We start from the raw sequence: 17,839 nt of genomic DNA, 5'->3' as shown, positions 1-17,839 counted from the left end.
GCCGCCTCCGCACGCACCCCAGCCGACCCCGGAGGAGTCATGGTTTCCTATATCGTCACCGGCGGCAGCGAGTTCCTGCGCGGGCGAGTCGTGCGGCAACTGCTCGACGCCGACGGCTCGGCCGTCGTGCACGTGCCGACCGACCGCACCGGCGCCACCCTGCTCGCGCTGCCCGCCGGGGTCCGGGTGCCGCAGCGCGAGGTCGCCGCGGTCGACCACATCGTGCACCTCGGCCCGGCGAGCGCCGCCGCCGAGCAGGCGCACCACGTCACCGAGCTGCGCTGGACCCTGGCCTCGGCCGCGCGGCTCGGCGCCACCCTGAACTACCTCTCCTCGGTCGCCGTCGCGGGCGCGCACCCCGGCCGCTTCTTCGAGGACGACTTCGATATCGGCCAGCCGCTCACCTGCGCCGCGCACCGGCTGGCCTTCGCCGCCGAGGAGCTGGTGCGGCGCGCCCGCGACGTGCACTGGCGGATCTTCCGCTCCGGCGTGCTCTCCGGCGATTCGCGCACCGGCGAGATCGACCGAGCCGGCGGCACCGCGCCCTTCCTCGCCGCCGTCGCCCGGCTCACCGGGCTCCCCGCCGACCTGCCGCTGATCCTGCCGGACTGGGGCACCACCAATGTGGTCCCGGTGGACTACGTGGCCTCCGCGCTGGCCGAGCTGGTGCGCAGACCCGGCCAGCACAGCCGCACCTTCCACCTCGTGAACCCGGCCAGGCAGGGCTTCGGCGAGCTGTACGCGGCGCTGGCGCGCGCGGCGGGCGCCCCGCGCGGGATCGCGGTGCCGGGCAGTGCGCTGCTCTTCGACCGGCTCGCCAAGCTGCCCGGCTACCCGCTGCTCCGCGACCACGTGCTCGACCTGCTCGGCATCCCCGCGCACGCCCCGGCCCAGGTCCGGGTGCCCGCCGAGTTCATCGACGACACCACCCGCGCCCGGCTGCGGCACACCGGCATCGCGGTGCCCGGCTTCGACAGCTACGCCGACCGGCTCTGGACGCACTGGCGGAGCGAGGCCGAGACCGCCCCGCTCGCGCTGACGACCGTGCACCGCGGCACCGCCGCTCCCGCCCCGCGCCGCGCGCTGGCCGAGGTCTGATCGCCGTTCCACTCTCGATACACGGACGTATCTGATACGTTCGCGTATCGAGAGGAAGGGGCGGCGATGCCCGCGATCGGCGGCAAACGGGTCACCAGGCGGCGCGAGGAGACGCGCGCCCGGCTGCTCACCGCCGCCTACGAGGTCTTCGCCGAGGACGGCTTCGGCCGCGCCACCGTCGAGAAGGTCTGCGAGCGCGCCGGCTTCACCCGCGGCGCCTTCTACTCCAACTTCACCTCGCTGGACGAGCTCTTCCTCGCCATGTGGGAGCAGCGCTCGGCCGCCATGGTCGCCGGGGTGGCCGCCGCGCTCGACGAGCTGGCCACCGACGCGGAGCCCGACCTCACCGCCATGGTCGCGCGCTTCGAGCGGGCCGTCCCGGTGGACGAGCCCTGGTACCGGATCACCGCCGAATTCACCACGCACGCGCTGCGCAACCCCGCGCTGCGGCGGGTCACCGCCGCCCGCGAGGAGGCGATCGTGGCCGCGCTGGTGCCGACCGTGGTCGCCGCGCTCGCCCGCACCGGCCGCGCCGTGCCCGACCCGGCCGGGCTCGGCCGCGCGCTGGTCGCGGTGCACGACGGCACCAGCCTGCAGGTCGTGCTCGCCCCCGACGACCCCGCGGTGCGGCGCGAGCGCACCGAACTCTTCCGGCGGGTGGTGCTGGCCTACAGCACGCCCCGGCGGACCACCACGGAAGGAAACCCATGACATCGATCGGTAGCGACCCCGAGGTGATCGTCGTCGGGGCCGGGCTGGCCGGGCTCGTCGCCACCTACGAGCTCACCAGGGCCGGGCACCGGGTGCGCGTGCTCGACCAGGAGAACCGGGCCAACCTGGGCGGGCAGGCGTTCTGGTCGCTGGGCGGGCTCTTCCTGGTCGACACCCCCGAGCAGCGCAGGCTCGGCATCGAGGACAGCTACGAGCTGGCGCTGCAGGACTGGTACGGCTCGGCCGGGTTCGACCGCGACGACGAGGACCGCTGGGCGCGCCGCTGGGCCGAGGCCTACGTGCGCTTCGCCGCCACCGAGAAGCGCGAGTACCTGCGCGAACTCGGGCTGCGGGTGACGCCGCTGGTCGGCTGGGCCGAGCGCGGCGGCGCGCTCGCCGATGGCCACGGCAACTCGGTGCCGCGCTTCCACCTCACCTGGGGCACCGGCCCCGAGGTGGTGCGGGTCTTCCTGGAGCCGGTGCTCGAGGCCGAGCGGCGCGGGCTGGTGACCTTCGAGTTCCGGCACCGGGTGGACGAACTCGTGGTGGCGGAGGGCAGCGTCACCGGGGTGCGCGGCAGCGTGCTGGAGCCGAGCGAGCTGGAGCGCGGGCAGGCCTCCTCGCGCGAGGTCACCGGGGAGTTCGAGTTCCACGGCAGGGCGGTGGTGGTGACCTCGGGCGGGATCGGGCACAACCACGACCTGATCCGGCGCAACTGGCCCACCGAGCGGCTCGGGAAGTGCCCGGAGACGCTGATCTCCGGGGTGCCCGCGCACGTCGACGGCCGGATGCTCGGCATCTCCGAGGCCGCGGGCGGGCGGATCGTGAACCGCGACCGCATGTGGCACTACACCGAGGGCATCGTCAACTGGGACCCGATCTGGCCGGACCACGCCATCCGGATCATCCCCGGCCCCTCCGCGCTCTGGTTCGACGCCGACGGCAAGCGGCTGCCCGCCCCCTGCTTCCCCGGCTTCGACACCAACAGCACCATGAAGGCCATCCTGGCGGGCGGCCACGACTACTCCTGGTTCGTGCTCACCCAGTCGATCATCGAGAAGGAGTTCGCGCTCTCGGGCTCCGAGCAGAACCCGGACGTCACCGGCAAGGACCTCAAGCTGGTGCTGAAGAGCCGGGTGGCCAGGGGCGCGCCCGGCCCGGTCGAGGCGTTCAAGAGGCACGGCGTCGACTTCGTGGTCGCCGACACGCTGCCCGCCCTGGTCGACGGCATGAACGCGATCGCCCGCGGGCCCGAGCTGGACCACGACGAGCTGGAGCGCCAGATCGTCGCCCGCGACCGCGAGATCACCAATAAGTTCACCAAGGACGCCCAGGTCATGGCGATCCACAATGCCCGCAACTTCTTCGGCGACAAGGCGGGGCGGGTCGCCAAGCCGCACCGCATCCTGGACCCCGAGGCGGGGCCGCTGATCGCGGTCCGGCTGAACATCCTCACCCGCAAGACGCTCGGCGGGCTGCAGACCGACCTCGACTCCCGGGTGATCGGCCCGGACGGCGGTCCGCTGCCCGGGCTCTGGGCCGCGGGCGAGGTCGCCGGGTTCGGCGGTGGCGGGGTGCACGGGTACAACGCGCTGGAGGGCACCTTCCTCGGCGGCTGCATCTTCTCCGGCCGCTCGGCCGGGCGGGCGATCGCCGCCGAGCTGTCGCGCTGACACGGTGGCTCAGCCGCCGGGCGGGCTCAGCCGGGGGGCGGGCTCCAGCCGCCGAGCAGGCTCAGCCGCCGGGCGGGATCAGCCGCCGGGCGGGATCCGGCCGCAGGCTGCCGCGCCGAGGCGGTGGCGGGGGTCAGTGCCTGCCGGGGGGCTGCGGGCGCAGCGAGCGCCCGCACTCCTGGGCCACCTCGACCAGCAGCCCGGCGAGCCGGGCGGTGTCCAGGGCGGGGAGCTCGGCGCCCGCGCGGGCGGAGAGCGAGAGCGCGGCGACCACCGAGCCGCGGGCCCGCACCGGGACGGCGACGCAGGTGACGCCGGTGAAGGACTCCTCGCTGTCCACCGCGACGCACTGCCTGCCGCGGATGCGGGAGAGCTCGCGGTTCAGCTCCACCCGGTCGCAGATGGTGCGCGGGGTGAGCCGGGGCAGCGGCTCCCTGGACGCGGCGACGACGCCGCGCTCCTGGGCGGCGAGCATGGCCTTGCCGAGCGCGGTGCTGTGCGCGGGCATCCGGCCGCCGAGCCGGGTGGGCAGGGTGGGGCCGGAGCGGCCGACCTTGTCCAGGTAGAGCACGTCGCGGCCGTCGAGCACGCCGAGGTGGCCGACCATGTCGGCGCGGTGCGCGAGGTCGTGCAGCAGCGGGCTGACCAGCTCCCTGACCTCGTTGTGGTCGGCGGCGAGGCCGCCGAGCTCCAGGGTGCGGGAGCCGAGCCGGTAGCCGCCGGGGGCGTGCGCCAGCCAGCGCAGCTTGATCATCTGGTCCAGGATGCGGTGCACCGTGGAGCGCGGCAGCCCGGTGCGCTCGCAGAGCTCGACCAGGGTGAGGGCGGGCGAGGCGGCGTCGAAGGCCTCCAGGATCAGCGTCATCCGCTCGATCATCGAGACCGGCGCGGTGCCGGGGCAGCGGCCGATCGGCCTGGTCGCGTGGTCCGCGTGGGGTAGCGCGTCGACCGTCATCACACATCCTCCAAAGACTGGCGGCACCAGCTTAGGGGGATTCCCGTTGGGCACACACCATTCCCGGCGGTTCCCGCGTGTGACGTGTCACAGAATGCGGCGAAGCGACCGGGCAGCTACCCCGGCCCGGATCAGGATTCCGCGCGCTCGGACTCCGCCGCGTCCTGCAGCTGCTCCCGGGTGTTGCGCTCGGCGAGCAGCGGCAGGAAGGTGTCGACGGTGGCGCCCTCGGCGACCTCCTCGTAGGAGTCGTGCAGTGCGCGCTCGATGGCCGCTTCGTCGGCGACGTCGCCGTACTCCTGCTCCAGGCGGCGCGCGGCCGCCTGCAGGGCGACGTCGGGGTCGAGGGTGGGGTCGTGCTGCGGGGACGGGGCGATGTGCTCGTCGCTCATCGGAGACTCCTCGGGGTGCGGGCTCGGCACGGCGCGGTTCCCCCGTGCCGTTCGACCGGTTACCCGGCGGGTCCGGCGAGACACCGCGCCCGGGGTGAACACCCGGCACCGCTCCGGTTAACAGCGGTGCCGGGTGCGGAGTCAGCGCGCGGCGGGCGCGGTGATGAGCGGGATGTCGAGCGCGGTGAGGATGCCGGGGGCGGCGGCGACCACGGCGGGCACCGCGTTCACGATCCGCATGGCGGTGCCGACCAGGGTGGCGTAGTTGTGGTCGCCATGGCGGCTGGAGGCGACGAGATCCAGCGCGTACGACGGCTCGCCGGTGATCCGCACCTGGTAGCAGCCCTCCGGGTGGGTGGGCTGCGGCCACTCCGGGCAGAGGTCGGGGCGCAGCCGGGTGACGTGCTCGAGCACCGTGACCACCCGCTCCCCCACCATGCCGCGCACCTCGAAGCGCAGCGCCGCCGCGCTGCCCTGCTCGATGTGCCCGGTGGCGATGTCGAAGTCCTCCGGCGCGGGCGCGCGCTCGTAGGTCTCGGTGACGGCGTCCAGCTCGACCCCGATCCCGGCGGCGAGCTGCCGCACCACGCTGCCCCAGGCGAGCGCGAGCACGCCGGGTTGCAGCAGCATGGGGGTCTCGTCCAGCGGTTTGCCGAACCCCATGATGTCGACCATGACCGCGCGGTTGTCGTAGCTGGCGTAATCCACGATCTCCAGGCAGCGCACCTGCTCGACCGAGAGGCAGGTGCCGGTGAGCGCGAGCGGGAGCAGGTCGTTGGCGAAGCCGGGGTCGATGCCGTTCACCCAGAGCGTGGCGCCGCCGGCCGCCGCGGCCTCCTCGATCGGGCGCAGCAGGTCGTCCGGGAGCACGCCGTACGGGTACTGGAAGAAGACCGGGGCGCAGGCCACCACGTCGACCCCGGCGCGCAGGATCGCCGCCAGCTCCTGCACCGCCTCGAACAGGCGGTTGTCGGTCATGGCGCAGTAGACGACGCAGTCCGGATTCGCCGCGAGCAGCGCGGCGGTGTCGGTGGTGGCGGCGACGCCGGCGGGATCGGGCAGCCCGGCGAGGGTGGCGGCGTCCACCCCGGCCTTGGCGTCGGAGCTGACCCGCACGCCGGCGAGTTCCAGCTCGGGGTGGGCGATGATGCCGGCCAGGGCGTGCCGCCCCACATTGCCGGTGCCGAAGAGCGCTACGCGAAGTGTCATGTCACAGATCCGCAATCGGGAGTTCGAGGTTGGGGGTGATCAGGCCGCCGTCGGCCTCCAGCACCTTGCCGGTGAGGTAGGCGCCCGCGGGCGAGGCCAGGTAGACGGCGGCGGCGGCGATGTCCTCCGGGGCGCCGAGCCGGCGCAGCGGGGTGTGCTTCTCGATCTCGCCGCGCATGCCGGGGTCGTTCGCCACGAACTCCAGCGCCGAGGTGTGGATGGCGCCGGGGGCGATGGCGTTCACCCGGATGCGCGGGTTCAGGTCGAGCGCGGCCAGCCGGGTGTAGTGCGCGAGCGCGGCCTTGGCGGTGCCGTAGGCGGCGAAGGCGCGGCCGGGCAGCCTGCCCATGGTCGAGGTGATGTTGATGATCGAGCCCTCGCCCGCGTGCTCCAGGATGTGCGGGACGGCGGCCCTGGTGAGCGCGTGCGCGGTGCCGACATTGAACTCGAAGGCCGCGGTCAGCGCCTTCGGGGTCAGGTCCAGCAGCGGGGTGGGCGGGGCGCCGCCGACATTGTTGACCACGATGTCGAGCCGGTCGAAGCGGGCGACGGCGGCGTCCGCGAGCCCGGCGACCGCGTCCAGGTCGCGCAGGTCGGCCGGGACGACGTGCGCCTGCCTGCCGCGCGCGCTGACCCGCTCGGCCACCTCGTGCAGCTGGTCCTCGGTGCGCGCCGAGATCAGCACGTCCGCGCCTGCCTCAGCGAAGGCGAGCGCGATGGCGGCGCCGAGTCCGCGGCCCGCGCCGGTGACCACGGCGACCTTGCCGTCGAGCCGGAATCTGTCGAGGATCATTTCCCTCCCTCTTGTCGAATATTCGACATAAGAACGACTAATATTCGTCATGGTACGAACCAGTGCGCGCGGATCACAAGGGCTCGCGCGGATTTGCTCCGGAGGTCGCCGTGGAACGCTCGCCCTCGCCGCCGACCCGGCGGGTGCTGGACGTGCTCACGCTGCTCGCGGATGCCACCGAGCCGCTGCCGGTGGCGGCGGTGGCGGACCGGCTCGGGCTGGCCCGCGCCACGGTCACCGCGATCCTGGCCGAGCTGGATGCCGCAGGCTGGGCGCAGCGCGACGCCGAGCGGCGCTACCGGCTCGGCCCCGCCCCCGCCGCGCTCCTCGGCGCCGCCCCGGAGACCGGCGTCGCCGAGGCGCTGGCCGCGCTGGTGGCCCGCACCGGCGCGGGCGCGACGCTCGCCCGGGTGGACAGCGACGGCATCACCGTGCTCGCGGTGCGGCACGGGCCGGGCCGGGATATCGCGGGCGTGCCGCTCGGGCATCGCCTGCCGATCCGCTTCCCGGTGGGGGCCGCGGTGCTGCCGTGGCGGCCGCGCGCCGAGCTGCGGCGCTGGCTCGCCACCGCGGCGGACGGCGAGCGCGCGGCCGCGCTGCCGGAGCTGGTGCGGGAGCGCGGGGTCGCGGTGTTCGGGCCGCGCCCCGAGGACGGGAACACCGTCGAGCTGCTCGCCGATCTGCTCACCGCGCTCGGCCCGGAGATGCTGGAGCCGCGGCTGCGCACCCGCACCCTGCGCGGGCTCAGCGAGCTGACCGCCAGGCCCTACACCGCCGCCGACCTGGACTCCGCCGACCCGCTGCCGGTGAGCTACCTGGCCGCGCCGGTCTTCACCGGTGCCGTCGCCACGCACGAGGTACAGCTGGGCCCGCTGCGCGCCGCCGTCCCGCGGGCCGAGCGCGACGAGTACGTGGCCGCGACAATCGCTGCCGCACAGCGGATCAGCGCGGCGCTCGGCGCGTAGCGGCGCGTCGAACGGCGGAACTCTCTGCGACACAGCGGTTCACGCCGTCCCCCCGCCCGTGTCTCGTGCGAATCGGTGACGCCCGTCCGGTTTCCGGCCCTCCGCACCGGGCGGCACGCGGCGGAGCTCGCCGCCGGCCCGATCACCGGTCGGTAAAAGGGCGCAAAGTTGTTTCTCACCAACATTTTTCGGCACTGGCGGCGGCGTGCCGATCTAAGCTACCATCGGGAGCGCACCACTTCTTAACCGGGGGATTGCTGCTCTAGCCCTCCGTGTTCGCGCTCGGACGTCATCTGCTGCACGCACGCATACCGCGAAACGAGAGAAGCCCATGACTGAACTGGCTGAACCGGTGTCCGCACTCGACGAGGCTCCGCAGCTGAGCCTCAGCACCGATGCCGCGCGAAATCTCGCGACCACCACCAAGTCCACTCCGCAAATGCAGGGCATCACCTCGCGGTGGCTGCTGCGTTTGCTGCCCTGGGTGCAGACCGACGGCGGCGTGTACCGCGTCAACCGGCGGCTCACCTACACCCTCGGCGACGGCCTGATCACCTGCGTCACCACCGCGGGCGAGACGAAGGTGCTCGCGCCCGATCTGCGCGAGCTGCGCTACCTGCGCGATTTCGCCGACGACGACGCGCTGCGGGCGCTCGCCGACCGCTTCGTCGAACGGCGGTACGAGCGCGGCGAGGTCATCGCCGAGGCCGGGAGCCCGGCGGAGGAGCTGGTGGTGCTCGCGCACGGCAAGGCCGAGAAGCGCGGCACCGGCCGGTACGGCGAGGACACCCGCCTCGAGGTGTTCTCCACCGGGCGGTTCTTCGGTGAGCAGCTGGTCGCCGGGGACGACACGCCCGCGGAGTTCACCGTCAGGGCGCTCACCCCGTGCACCGTCCTCGTCCTCACCGAGCGGGCGCTGGCCGAGGCGGGCGAGCGCATCGCGCCGCTGCGCGCGCACGCCAGGACCGCCCGGCTGGCCGAGACCACCCGGAACGGCGCGGCCAACCCGTACGGCGAGGCCTCGATCGACCTGCTCTCCGCGCACCAGGGCGAGCCGCAGCTGCCGGGCACCTTCGTGGACTACGAATTGTCCCCGCGGGAATACGAATTGAGCGTCGCGCAGACCGTGCTGCGGGTGCACAGCCGGGTCGCCGACCTCTACAACAAGCCGATGGACCAGATCGAGCAGCAGCTGCGGCTCACCATCGAGGCGCTGCGCGAGCGGCAGGAGGACGAGACGGTCAACAACCGCGACTTCGGGCTGCTGCACAATGCCGCGCCGGAGCAGCGGATCAGCACCCGCTCCGGCCCGCCGACCCCGGACGACCTGGACGAGCTGCTGGCCACGGTGTGGAAGGAGCCGAGCTTCCTGCTCGCGCACCCGAAGGCCATCGCCGCCTTCGGCGCCGAGTGCAGCAAGCGCGGCATCTACCCGTCGAGCACCGAGCTGAACGGGCACCGGGTGCCGTCCTGGCGCGGGATCCCGCTGCTGCCCTGCAACAAGCTCGGCGTCTCCGCGACCCGCACCACCTCGATCCTGCTGCTGCGCACCGGCGAGGCCGCGCAGGGCGTGATCGGGCTGCGGCAGACCGGGATCCCGGACGAGTACGAGCCGGGGCTGAACGTGCGCTTCATGGGCGTCGACGACCGGGCCATCATCTCCTACCTGGTCAGCACCTACTACTCGGCGGCGATCCTGGTGCCGGACGCGCTCGGCGTCCTCGACGACGTGCAGCTCGGCGCCGAGAGCTGAGCTCGTGCAGCCCTTCGAACTGCCGGAGTTCTACACCGCGCACCCGGCCCGGCTGAACCCGCACGTGGAGACCGCGCGCACGCACACCAAGCGGTGGGCCTACGAAATGGGGATGCTCGGCGACACCGTCGGCGGCGCGGTGGTGTGGGACGAGCCCACCTTCGACGGCATGGACTACGCCGGGCTGTGCGCGTACACCCACCCGGAGGCGGACGCGCCGACCCTGAACACCGTGACCGACTGGTACACCTGGGTCTTCTACTTCGACGACCACTTCCTGGAGCGGTTCAAGCGCACCGGCGACCTGAGCGGCGCGCGCGAGTACCTCGACCGGCTGGCGACCTTCATGCCCGCCGACGGCGCCGCCGCGCCGGAGCCGGCGAACCCGGACGAGCGCGGGCTCGGCGATCTGTGGGCGCGGACGGTGCCCGCCATGTCGGCGGGGTGGCGCGAGCGGTTCGCGCAGAGCACCAGGAACCTGCTGCTGGACTGCGTGTGGGAGCTGCGCAATATCAATACCGCGCGGGTGCCGAACCCGATCGACTACATCGAGATGCGGCGCAAGGTCGGCGGCGCGCCGTGGTCGGCGGATCTGGTGGAGTACGCGCGCGGCACCGAGATCCCGGAGCCGCTGGCCGGGACGCGGGCGATGCGGGTGCTGAAGGACACCTTCTCGGACGCGGTGCACCTGCGCAACGACATCTTCTCCTACCAGCGCGAGACCGAGCAGGAGGGCGAGGTGAACAATGGCGTGCTGGTGGTGGAGCGGTTCTTCGGCTGCTCGCCGCAGCAGGCCGCGGATATCGTCAACGACCAGCTCACCTCGCGCATGCACCAGTTCGAGAACACGGTGCTGACCGAGCTGCCGGTGCTCTTCGAGGAGCGCGCGCTGGACGCTCCGCAGCGCGCGGCGGCGCTCTCCTACGCGCAGGGGTTACAGGACTGGCAGTCCGGCGGGCACGAGTGGCACCTGCGCTCCAACCGCTACATGAACGCCGCGGCGGGCACGCGCTCGATGCCGCTGGGGCCGAGCGGAATCGGCACGGTGCTCGCCCGGCCCGGGTTCTGGCGCGGGCTGGCCGGGCCGGGCGGCGCCCGCAGCCACACCCCGGTGCCGTTCCCGCGCACCGGCCCGCTGCCGCTGCCCGAGTTCGACGTCCCGTTCGATCTCGGGCTGAGCCCGCACCTCGGCGCCGCGCGGGCGGCGAGCGTCGAGTGGGCCGAGCGGGTGGGGTTCCACGCCCCGCTGCCGGAGCTGGGCGGGCGGCGGCTGTGGACCGCGGCCGACACCGCCGGCTTCGATTTCGCGCTGTGCTCGGCCGGGCTCGACCCGGACGCGGACGCGGCCGCGCTCACCCTCTCCGCGGAGTGGCTGACCTGGGGCACCTGGGGTGACGACTACTTCCCGGTGGTCTTCCCGGCCGCCGGCGGGGCCGGGTCGATGGCGGCGGCGAAGGCGTGCGCCGCCCGGCTGGCGCGGTTCATGCCGGTCGAGCCGGGGGCGGGGCCGGCGCCGAGCAACGCGCTGGAGCGCGGGCTCGCCGACCTCTGGCCGCGGACCGCGGGGCCGATGCCGCCCGCGGCCAGGCACACCTTCGCGGCGGCGGTGAACTCCATGGTGGAGAGCTGGCTGTGGGAGCTCGCCAACCACATCCAGCACCGGGTGCCCGATCCGGTGGACTACCTGGAGATGCGGCGCCGCACCTTCGGCTCGGATCTCACCATCGCGCTCTCCAAGCTGGCCCGCGGCGGCAGCGTGCCGGAGGCGGTGTTCGAGTCGAGCACCATGCGCGGCATCGAGCACGCCGCCCAGGACTACGGCTGCCTGATCAACGACCTCTTCTCCTACCAGAAGGAGATCGAGTACGAGGGCGAGCTGCACAATGCGGTGCTGGTGGTCGAGGTGTTCTTCGGCTGCGGGCGGGAGCGGGCGGCCGCCGTGGTCGACGACCTCATGCGGGCCAGGATGCGGCAGTTCCAGCGGCTGGTCGCCGAGGAGCTGCCGGTGCTCTTCGAGCTGCACGGGCTCGATGCCGAGGCCCGCGCCGGGGTCACCGGCTACATCGGCGAGCTGCGCGACTGGATCGCCGGCATCCTGCACTGGCACCGCGGCACCAGCCGGTACCGGCCGGAGAACCTGCGCTACCCGGTCGGGCACGCCACCCCGCGGCTCGGCGCGCCGCGCGGGCTCGGCACCGCCGCGGCCCGCCTCGCCCCGCGCGCGCCCGGCCACCGCCCGACCGTCGAGGGAAGGACCGCTTCGTGAGCACAGCCGATTCCGCGGAGGTGCGCACCGCACTCCACCCCGAGGCGGCGCGGACCCTCGCCACCACCACCAAATCCGTCCCGCAGATGCGGGGCAGCACCCCGCGCTGGCTGCTGCGCATGCTGCCCTGGGTCGAGGTGGCGGGCGGCACCTACCGGGTGAACCGGCGGCGCACCTACACCGTCGGCGACGGCCGCATCACCAGCACCGCCGCCGGCGGCCAGTACCGGCTGGTCCCCGCCGAACTCCAGGAGCTGCGGGCGCTGCGCGGGCTCGACGAGGACGCGCTGCGCACCATCGCCACCGCCTTCCGGCAGCGCGAGTACCGGGCCGGGGAGACGCTGTGCGAGTTCGGCAACGAGGTCGACGGCGTCCACGTGATCGCGCACGGCCGGGTGACCGTCGGCGTGCCGGACGCGTACGGCGAGCGGGTCCGGCTGGAGGTGGCCGACGGAGGCGCGCACCTCGGCGCCGAGCTGCTCGCCGGTTCCCGGCCGATCTGGGAGTTCACCGCCACCGCCGAGACGGCCTGCACGGTGCTCACCCTGCCGCGCGAGCGCCTCGACCCGCTGCGCGCCGAGATCCCCGGGCTCGCGGCACATCTCGCCGGCTTCCGTGAGGTGACCGGCACCGACAGACACGGCCAGGCGGCGATCGATCTCGCCGCGGGCCACGACGGCGAGCCCGCCGTCCCTGGCACCTACGTCGACTACGAGCCGCGGCCGCGGGAGTACCGGCTCGGCGTCGCGCAGCTGCGGCTGCGGGTGCACACCCGCGTCACCGACCTCTACAACACGCCGATGAACCAGCTCGAGCAGCAGCTGCGGCTGGCGGTGGCGGCGCTGCTGGAGCGGCAGGAGCGCGACCTGCTCACGCACCCCGATTTCGGCCTGCTGCACAGCATCGACGCCACGCAGCGGGTGGTCCCGGCGAGCGGCCCGCCGACCCCGGAGGATCTGGACCGGCTGCTGGCCCGCCGCCGCAAGACCGCGTTCTTCCTCGCGCATCCGCGGGTGATCGCGCAGTTCGGCCGGGAGTGCACCGCGCGCGGCCTCTACCCGGAGCCGACGCTGGTCGAGGGGGCACGGGTGCAGGCGTGGCGGGATACCCCGCTGCTGCCCTCGGACAAGATCCCGATCTCCCGCGCCGGGACCAGCACCGTCCTGGCCCTGCGGATCGGCGAGCGTGACGACGGCGTGATCGGGCTGCGGCAGACCGGGGTGCCGGACGAGTACCGCCCCGGAATCTCGGTGCGCTTCACCGGAATCGACGACCACGCGGTCGCCACCTACCTGGTGAGCGCGAACCACGCCGCCGCGGTGCTGGTGCCGGACGCGCTCGGCGCGCTCACCGGCGTGCAGCTGAGTCTGTGACCACCCCCATCCCTGCGAACCGATCAGGACACCGCTCATGACCCGGGAAATCGCCAAGGATCACCACACCGACACCGTCGCCCGCGGCCGCGCGGCCTGCGCCGCGACCCTGCGCACCGCCGTGCACACCATGCCGCCCACCGTCCGGCACATCGCCGGGTACCACTTCGGCTGGTGGGATCGGGACGGCAGACCCGAGCAGCAGCCGGGCGGCAAGGCGCTGCGCCCGGCCTTCGTGCTGGCGGCCACCATCCTCACCGGCGGCGCCATCGAGGACGCCGGGAATGCCGCGGCCGCGGTCGAACTCGTGCACAACTTCTCGCTGCTGCACGACGACGTCATGGACCGCGACACCACCCGCAGGCACCGGCCGACGGCGTGGGCAGTCTTCGGCATCGGCCCCGCCATCCTCGCCGGCGACGCGCTCGCCTCGCAGGCCTTCGCCCTGCTCACCGCCACCGCCGACGCGCGAGCCGCGGCCGCGGCCGAGCTGCTCGACCGCGCGGTGCTGGAGCTGGTCGAGGGCCAGTGCGCGGACCTGAGTTTCGAGGGGCGGCGGGACGTGACCGTCGCCGAGTGCCTGGCGATGACCGACCGGAAGACCGGCGCGCTCTTCGGCTGCGCCGCCGAGCTCGGCGGGCTCTTCGGCGGCGCGGGGCCGGGCGAGCTGCTCCGGCTGCGCGAGATCGGCAGGCTGGTCGGCCGCGCCTTCCAGCACGTCGACGACCTGCTCGGGATCTGGGGTGACGCGCACAGCACCGGCAAGCCGGTGCACTCCGATCTGCGCCGCAGGAAGAAGTCGCTGCCGGTGGTGTTCGCGCTGAACTCCGGCACCGAGGCGGGAGCCGCGCTCGCCGCGCTCTACCACCGGGAGCAGCCGCTGGACGACGCCGAGCTGCGCACGGCGGCCGACCTGGTCGAGGCGGCGGGTGGCCGGGCGTGGAGCCGGGAGCAGGCGGCGGAGCTCTGCGCGGGCGCCAGGTCGATGATCGCCGAGCTGGCGATCGATCCGGCGGCCGGTGCGGAGCTGGACCGGCTGGCCGCGCTGGCCGCGGACCGCACGTGGTGAGCCGGGAGCTGCTGCCGGTGGAGCTGGTGGACGGCACCGGGATCGCCGTCGGCAGCTGCTCGGTGGCGCAGGCGCACCGCTCCCCCGGCCTGCTGCACCGCGCCTTCTCGGTGCTGCTCCTCGACGGCTCGGGGCGGGTGCTGCTGCAGCAGCGGGCGGCGGCGAAGACCCGCTTCCCGCTGCGCTGGGCCAACAGCTGCTGCGGCCATCCGGCGCCGGGGCAGCCGGTGACCGAGGCCGCCGGGATCCGGCTCGGCGAGGAGCTCGGGCTCGGCGCCGAGCTGCGCGAGGCGGGCACCTTCACCTACCGGGCCGCCGACCCGGGGACCGGCCGGGTGGAGTACGAGTTCGACCACGTGGTGACCGGGCTGCACCTCGGCACCGAACTCCGGCCCGACCCGGCCGAGGTCGCCGACTACGCCTGGGTGGAGCCGGCGCTGGTGAGCCGGGACCTGGTCGAGCACCCGGAGCGGTACGCGCCGTGGCTGGGCGGGGTGCTCGAGCTCGCCGTCCTCACCCACCTCGACCGGTGCTGATCAGGGCTCGTCGGCGTCGAGCGCGGCGATCTCGGCGTCGAAGCGGGCCAGCGCGTCGTCCATGACGCCGAGCGCGGCGTCGAAGCCGCCGAAGCCGTCGAGCAGGCCGGTGAGCTCGTCGCGGAGCGCGTGCAGCTCCGCGACGGCCGGGTCGACGCGCGACCAGGCCACGCTCCGGTGCCACCACGCCGCACCGTCCAGCCAGGACACCAGGACGTCGCGGACCAGCACGGCGTCGGGCGTGTAGAGCTGGAACCGGTCGCCGCCGTCGCCGTGCTCGAGTTCGTACACCCCGTCCGGCAGCCGCCGGGCCAGGATGTGGCCGGTGCCGCGGCGGATCTCCAGCAGCGGTGTGCGGTTCTCGGCAGACACGCGCCCGAGTGTCGCAGATACCGATGACTCCGGGGGCCGCGCACCGTCTCCCTTCGGGAAGCAGAATCCCGGAGGGAGAGATATGTCCGAAACCGAGGTGCGCGCTGCCATCGCGGCCGAGCGCACCGAGCTGGCCGCGGTCTTCGCCGGGCTCGACGCGGCGGCATGGGAGGCGCCGACGCTCTGCGCCGGGTGGCGGCCGCGCGAGGTGCTCGCGCACATGACCATGGCCTACCGCCTGTCACTGCCGCGCTTCGCGCTGGATATGGCGAAGGCGCGCGGGAACTTCAACCGCATGGCCGATCGCCGAGCCCGCGCCGACGCCGCCGCGCTCACCCCCGAGGAGCTGGTGGCGAGCCTGCGCGACAATGCCGACCATCCCTGGAAGCCGCCGCGCAGCGGGTACGAGGCGACGCTGGCGCACGAGGTGATCCACGGAATGGACATCACGGTGGCGCTCGGGTTGCCGCGCCGGGTTCCGGTCGAGCGGGTCGCCGTGGTGCTCGCCGGCACCAAGGCCGAGCAGGTCCGGTACTTCGGCACCGACCTGTCCGGCGTCGAGCTCCGCGCCGACGACCTGGATTGGAGTTTGTCGGGCGACGACCCGCAGTCGGTGGTCACCGGTCCCGCCCAAGACCTGCTGCTCGTCCTCTGCGGGCGCAGACTCCCGCCCGGACGGCTCTCCGGCTCGGCGGCCGCCAGGTACGAGGCCCGATAGCGCGGGGGCGGGCGGGGTGCGCGGCCGCGCCGCCGCGCGGGCGGAGTGTGCCGCTGCTCACCTCTACCGCTCCCGCCTGCGAAGCGACCATCCGGTTACCGTTACCGTGAGGGGATGAACGAACAGCGGCTCGACCCGGCGCTGCCCAGCGCCGACCACCACGAAGGCGGCTTCCGGCCGATGGTCGAGCTGATCGAGGCCAACGCGGCGGCGGACGCGCAGAAGCGCGGCGGCGAGCTCTACGGCGACTTCATCGAGCAGGTCCGGCTGCTCATGGACCGGGCCCGGATGGCCGACCCCGGCGACGAACTCTCCCAGCACGTGATCACCCAGCTCACCAAGCTGAACGACGAGCTGGCCGGCGCCACGGTGGACGAGTGGTCGCTGCCCAACTGGACCCGCAACGACCTGCCCGCCCGCGGCAACCTGACGCTGCCGCCCTACGAGGTGGATTCCGCCGACGCCACCGGCGTGCACGCCCGCATCACCTTCCGCGCCTTCCACCTCGGCGGCAACGCGGCCGCGCACGGCGGCCACATCGCGCTCGGCTTCGACGACCTGCTCGGCATGGCGGCCGCGCTCACCTCCGGCTCGGTCACCCGCACCGCCTCGCTCACCGTCGACTACCGTGCCATCACCCCCCTCGACAAGCCCCTGGCCCTGCATGCCTGGACCGAGCGGCAGGAGGGCCGCAAGGTCTTCGTGCGCGCCACCCTGCACGACGGCGAGCGGCTCTGCGCCGAGGCGCACGGGCTGTTCATCGTGCTCAAGCCGGGCCAGCAGTAGTCAGCCGAAGTGCGCGGCGCGGTACGCCGCGAAGCGCTCGTCCACCTGCCCGGCGGTGAGGCCGTAGTCGTCCAGCGTGTACCGGTGCTGCGGGCGGGCCGCGCCGGAGGTGCTCCGGCTGTGCAGCGCGCTCATCTTCTGCTCGGCGGCGGGGGTCAGGTCGATGCCGAAGTGCCGGTAGATGCCGCGCACCGCGGCGAGCGGGTCGGCGACGAAATCGTCGTAGTAGACGTCGATGAACTGCGCCGGATCGTACTTCGCCCGATCCGCCAGGAAGCTGTCCGCGCCGCGCGCCCACAGCTCGAGCTGGGTGCTGCCGACCACGTCGCCGCGGAACTTCTCGGACCACCCCTCGCTGGCCTTCTCGTTCAGGCTGCACACCGAGGCGATGATGGTGCTCGGTTCGCGGTGCAGCTGCACCACCAGCGCGTCCGGGTAGACCGCGAAGAGCGCGTCGAGCGCGAAGAGGTGGCTCGGGTTCTTCAGCACCCAGCGCTGCCCGGCGTCGGGTAACCCGATGAGCTGCAGGTTCTTCCGGTGCCGCTGATAGGCGGGGGTCCAGTCCTGCTCGCGCAGCCAGCCGGAGTAGGTGGGCAGGTAGGCCAGGCACTCGTAGGAGATGGACATGGCCGACTGCCGGAGCAGCTGCCAGCACTCCTCCACCTGATCGGCCGAGATGTGGTGCACGCCCATGAACTCCGGATGCTCCACGTGATGTTTCTCGTACCCGGCCGAGATGCCCTGGTACACCGGGTTCTCCGCCCAGGTGGCGCGCGGCGGGCGCGGCTGCGGCATCTCGGTGAGCCACATCTCCAGCCCCTGGTGCATGGGGTCGGCGGTGAGCAGCCGGTGCACCGCGGTCGTGCCGGAGCGCGGCAGCCCGGTGACGAAGATCGGGCGCTCGATCGGCACCCGCGCGTGCTCCGGGTACCGCTGCCAGGCGCTCTCGCTCAGCGCCCTGGCGATCAGCCCGCCGCGCAGCATGGCCCGGTTGATCTTGTTCCCCCAGGGCGTGAGTTCGGCGTCGGCGGCGTACGACTCCAGCAGCACGGAGAGCCCCGCCCGGTAGTCGTCGGCGCCGAAATCCTCCAGCCCGATCACCTTCGTCGCCGAGGCGTGCAGGTCGTCGATCGTGCCGATCTCGGCACGGCCCATCGTGGTCATGGCAGG

At 73.5% G+C, this 17,839-nt stretch carries 17 protein-coding genes; 11 read left to right on the top strand and 6 right to left on the bottom strand.

Annotation, left to right across the window (positions count from 1 at the left end):
• Window positions 1-39 precede the first annotated feature (39 nt).
• From AB0H71_RS00415 to AB0H71_RS00405, 3 genes are all read left to right on the top strand, one after another.
• Window positions 40-1,098 (top strand): SDR family oxidoreductase, encoded by a 1,059-nt coding sequence (locus AB0H71_RS00415; RefSeq protein ID WP_357013201.1) that lies wholly within the window; start codon window positions 40-42, stop codon window positions 1,096-1,098.
• Between the two features lie 66 nt (window positions 1,099-1,164).
• Window positions 1,165-1,809, top strand: a complete 645-nt coding sequence (locus tag AB0H71_RS00410; RefSeq protein WP_357013198.1) for a TetR/AcrR family transcriptional regulator — start codon at window positions 1,165-1,167, stop codon at window positions 1,807-1,809.
• A complete protein-coding gene (locus tag AB0H71_RS00405) occupies window positions 1,806-3,482 on the top strand; it encodes an FAD-binding dehydrogenase (protein WP_357013195.1) in 1,677 nt (558 codons plus the stop codon). Before AB0H71_RS00410 ends, AB0H71_RS00405 begins: the two co-directional genes overlap by 4 nt.
• Before the next feature lie 133 nt (window positions 3,483-3,615).
• Here the strand turns inward: AB0H71_RS00405 and AB0H71_RS00400 are convergent, their stop codons facing one another.
• The 4 genes from AB0H71_RS00400 to AB0H71_RS00385 all read right to left on the bottom strand — a co-directional run bounded on the left by AB0H71_RS00400 (window position 3,616) and on the right by AB0H71_RS00385 (window position 6,831).
• A complete protein-coding gene (locus AB0H71_RS00400) occupies window positions 3,616-4,437 on the bottom strand; it encodes an IclR family transcriptional regulator (RefSeq protein ID WP_357013192.1) in 822 nt (273 codons plus the stop codon).
• 131 nt (window positions 4,438-4,568) lie between these two features.
• On the bottom strand, window positions 4,569-4,829 hold the full coding sequence (locus AB0H71_RS00395) for a three-helix bundle dimerization domain-containing protein (protein ID WP_357013189.1): 261 nt from the start codon (window positions 4,827-4,829) through the stop codon (window positions 4,569-4,571).
• A gap of 141 nt (window positions 4,830-4,970) precedes the next feature.
• The gene (locus tag AB0H71_RS00390; protein WP_357013186.1) at window positions 4,971-6,038 is read right to left on the bottom strand and encodes a diacylglycerol kinase; all 1,068 of its coding nucleotides are present in this window, start codon (window positions 6,036-6,038) and stop codon (window positions 4,971-4,973) included.
• Window position 6,039: 1 nt separating this feature from the next.
• Window positions 6,040-6,831 (bottom strand): SDR family oxidoreductase, encoded by a 792-nt coding sequence (locus AB0H71_RS00385; RefSeq protein ID WP_357013183.1) that lies wholly within the window; start codon window positions 6,829-6,831, stop codon window positions 6,040-6,042.
• Window positions 6,832-6,941: 110 nt separating this feature from the next.
• Between AB0H71_RS00385 and AB0H71_RS00380 the strand changes: the two genes are divergently transcribed.
• The 6 genes from AB0H71_RS00380 to idi all read left to right on the top strand — a co-directional run bounded on the left by AB0H71_RS00380 (window position 6,942) and on the right by idi (window position 14,793).
• Complete coding sequence (locus AB0H71_RS00380; protein WP_357013180.1) at window positions 6,942-7,796, top strand: helix-turn-helix domain-containing protein; 855 nt, start codon at window positions 6,942-6,944, stop codon at window positions 7,794-7,796.
• A gap of 331 nt (window positions 7,797-8,127) precedes the next feature.
• Window positions 8,128-9,549 (top strand): family 2B encapsulin nanocompartment shell protein, encoded by a 1,422-nt coding sequence (locus AB0H71_RS00375; RefSeq protein WP_357013177.1) that lies wholly within the window; start codon window positions 8,128-8,130, stop codon window positions 9,547-9,549.
• Between the two features lie 4 nt (window positions 9,550-9,553).
• On the top strand, window positions 9,554-11,815 hold the full coding sequence (locus tag AB0H71_RS00370) for a germacradienol/geosmin synthase (RefSeq protein WP_357013175.1): 2,262 nt from the start codon (window positions 9,554-9,556) through the stop codon (window positions 11,813-11,815).
• A 20-nt stretch (window positions 11,816-11,835) separates the two neighbouring features.
• The gene (locus tag AB0H71_RS00365; RefSeq protein ID WP_357016063.1) at window positions 11,836-13,188 is read left to right on the top strand and encodes a family 2B encapsulin nanocompartment shell protein; all 1,353 of its coding nucleotides are present in this window, start codon (window positions 11,836-11,838) and stop codon (window positions 13,186-13,188) included.
• A gap of 37 nt (window positions 13,189-13,225) precedes the next feature.
• Window positions 13,226-14,257 carry a polyprenyl synthetase family protein gene (locus AB0H71_RS00360; RefSeq protein ID WP_357013173.1) on the top strand — a complete coding sequence of 344 codons (1,032 nt, stop codon included), beginning with the start codon at window positions 13,226-13,228 and terminating at the stop codon, window positions 14,255-14,257.
• Window positions 14,254-14,793, top strand: a complete 540-nt coding sequence (gene idi / locus AB0H71_RS00355) for an isopentenyl-diphosphate Delta-isomerase (protein WP_357013170.1) — start codon at window positions 14,254-14,256, stop codon at window positions 14,791-14,793. The genes AB0H71_RS00360 and idi overlap by 4 nt, the downstream gene beginning before the upstream one ends.
• Here the strand turns inward: idi and AB0H71_RS00350 are convergent, their stop codons facing one another.
• A complete protein-coding gene (locus AB0H71_RS00350; protein WP_357013167.1) occupies window positions 14,794-15,165 on the bottom strand; it encodes a hypothetical protein in 372 nt (123 codons plus the stop codon).
• A gap of 82 nt (window positions 15,166-15,247) precedes the next feature.
• Between AB0H71_RS00350 and AB0H71_RS00345 the strand changes: the two genes are divergently transcribed.
• Both AB0H71_RS00345 and AB0H71_RS00340 read left to right on the top strand, forming a co-directional pair.
• Window positions 15,248-15,883, top strand: coding sequence for a maleylpyruvate isomerase family mycothiol-dependent enzyme (locus AB0H71_RS00345; protein ID WP_357013164.1), 636 nt, complete (start codon window positions 15,248-15,250; stop codon window positions 15,881-15,883).
• Window positions 15,884-15,997: 114 nt separating this feature from the next.
• On the top strand, window positions 15,998-16,669 hold the full coding sequence (locus AB0H71_RS00340) for a PaaI family thioesterase (RefSeq protein ID WP_357013162.1): 672 nt from the start codon (window positions 15,998-16,000) through the stop codon (window positions 16,667-16,669).
• Here AB0H71_RS00340 and AB0H71_RS00335 read toward each other — a convergent pair whose 3' ends face one another.
• On the bottom strand, window positions 16,670-17,833 hold the full coding sequence (locus AB0H71_RS00335) for a sulfotransferase (protein WP_357013160.1): 1,164 nt from the start codon (window positions 17,831-17,833) through the stop codon (window positions 16,670-16,672).
• Between the last annotated feature and the right edge of the window lie 6 nt (window positions 17,834-17,839).

The sequence above is a fragment of the Nocardia sp. NPDC050697 genome, from assembly GCF_040654395.1.
Classification (GTDB): domain Bacteria; phylum Actinomycetota; class Actinomycetes; order Mycobacteriales; family Mycobacteriaceae; genus Nocardia.
Note: the sequence above shows the minus strand (reverse complement) of the source record. Positions and strands in the feature narration are given on the sequence as shown.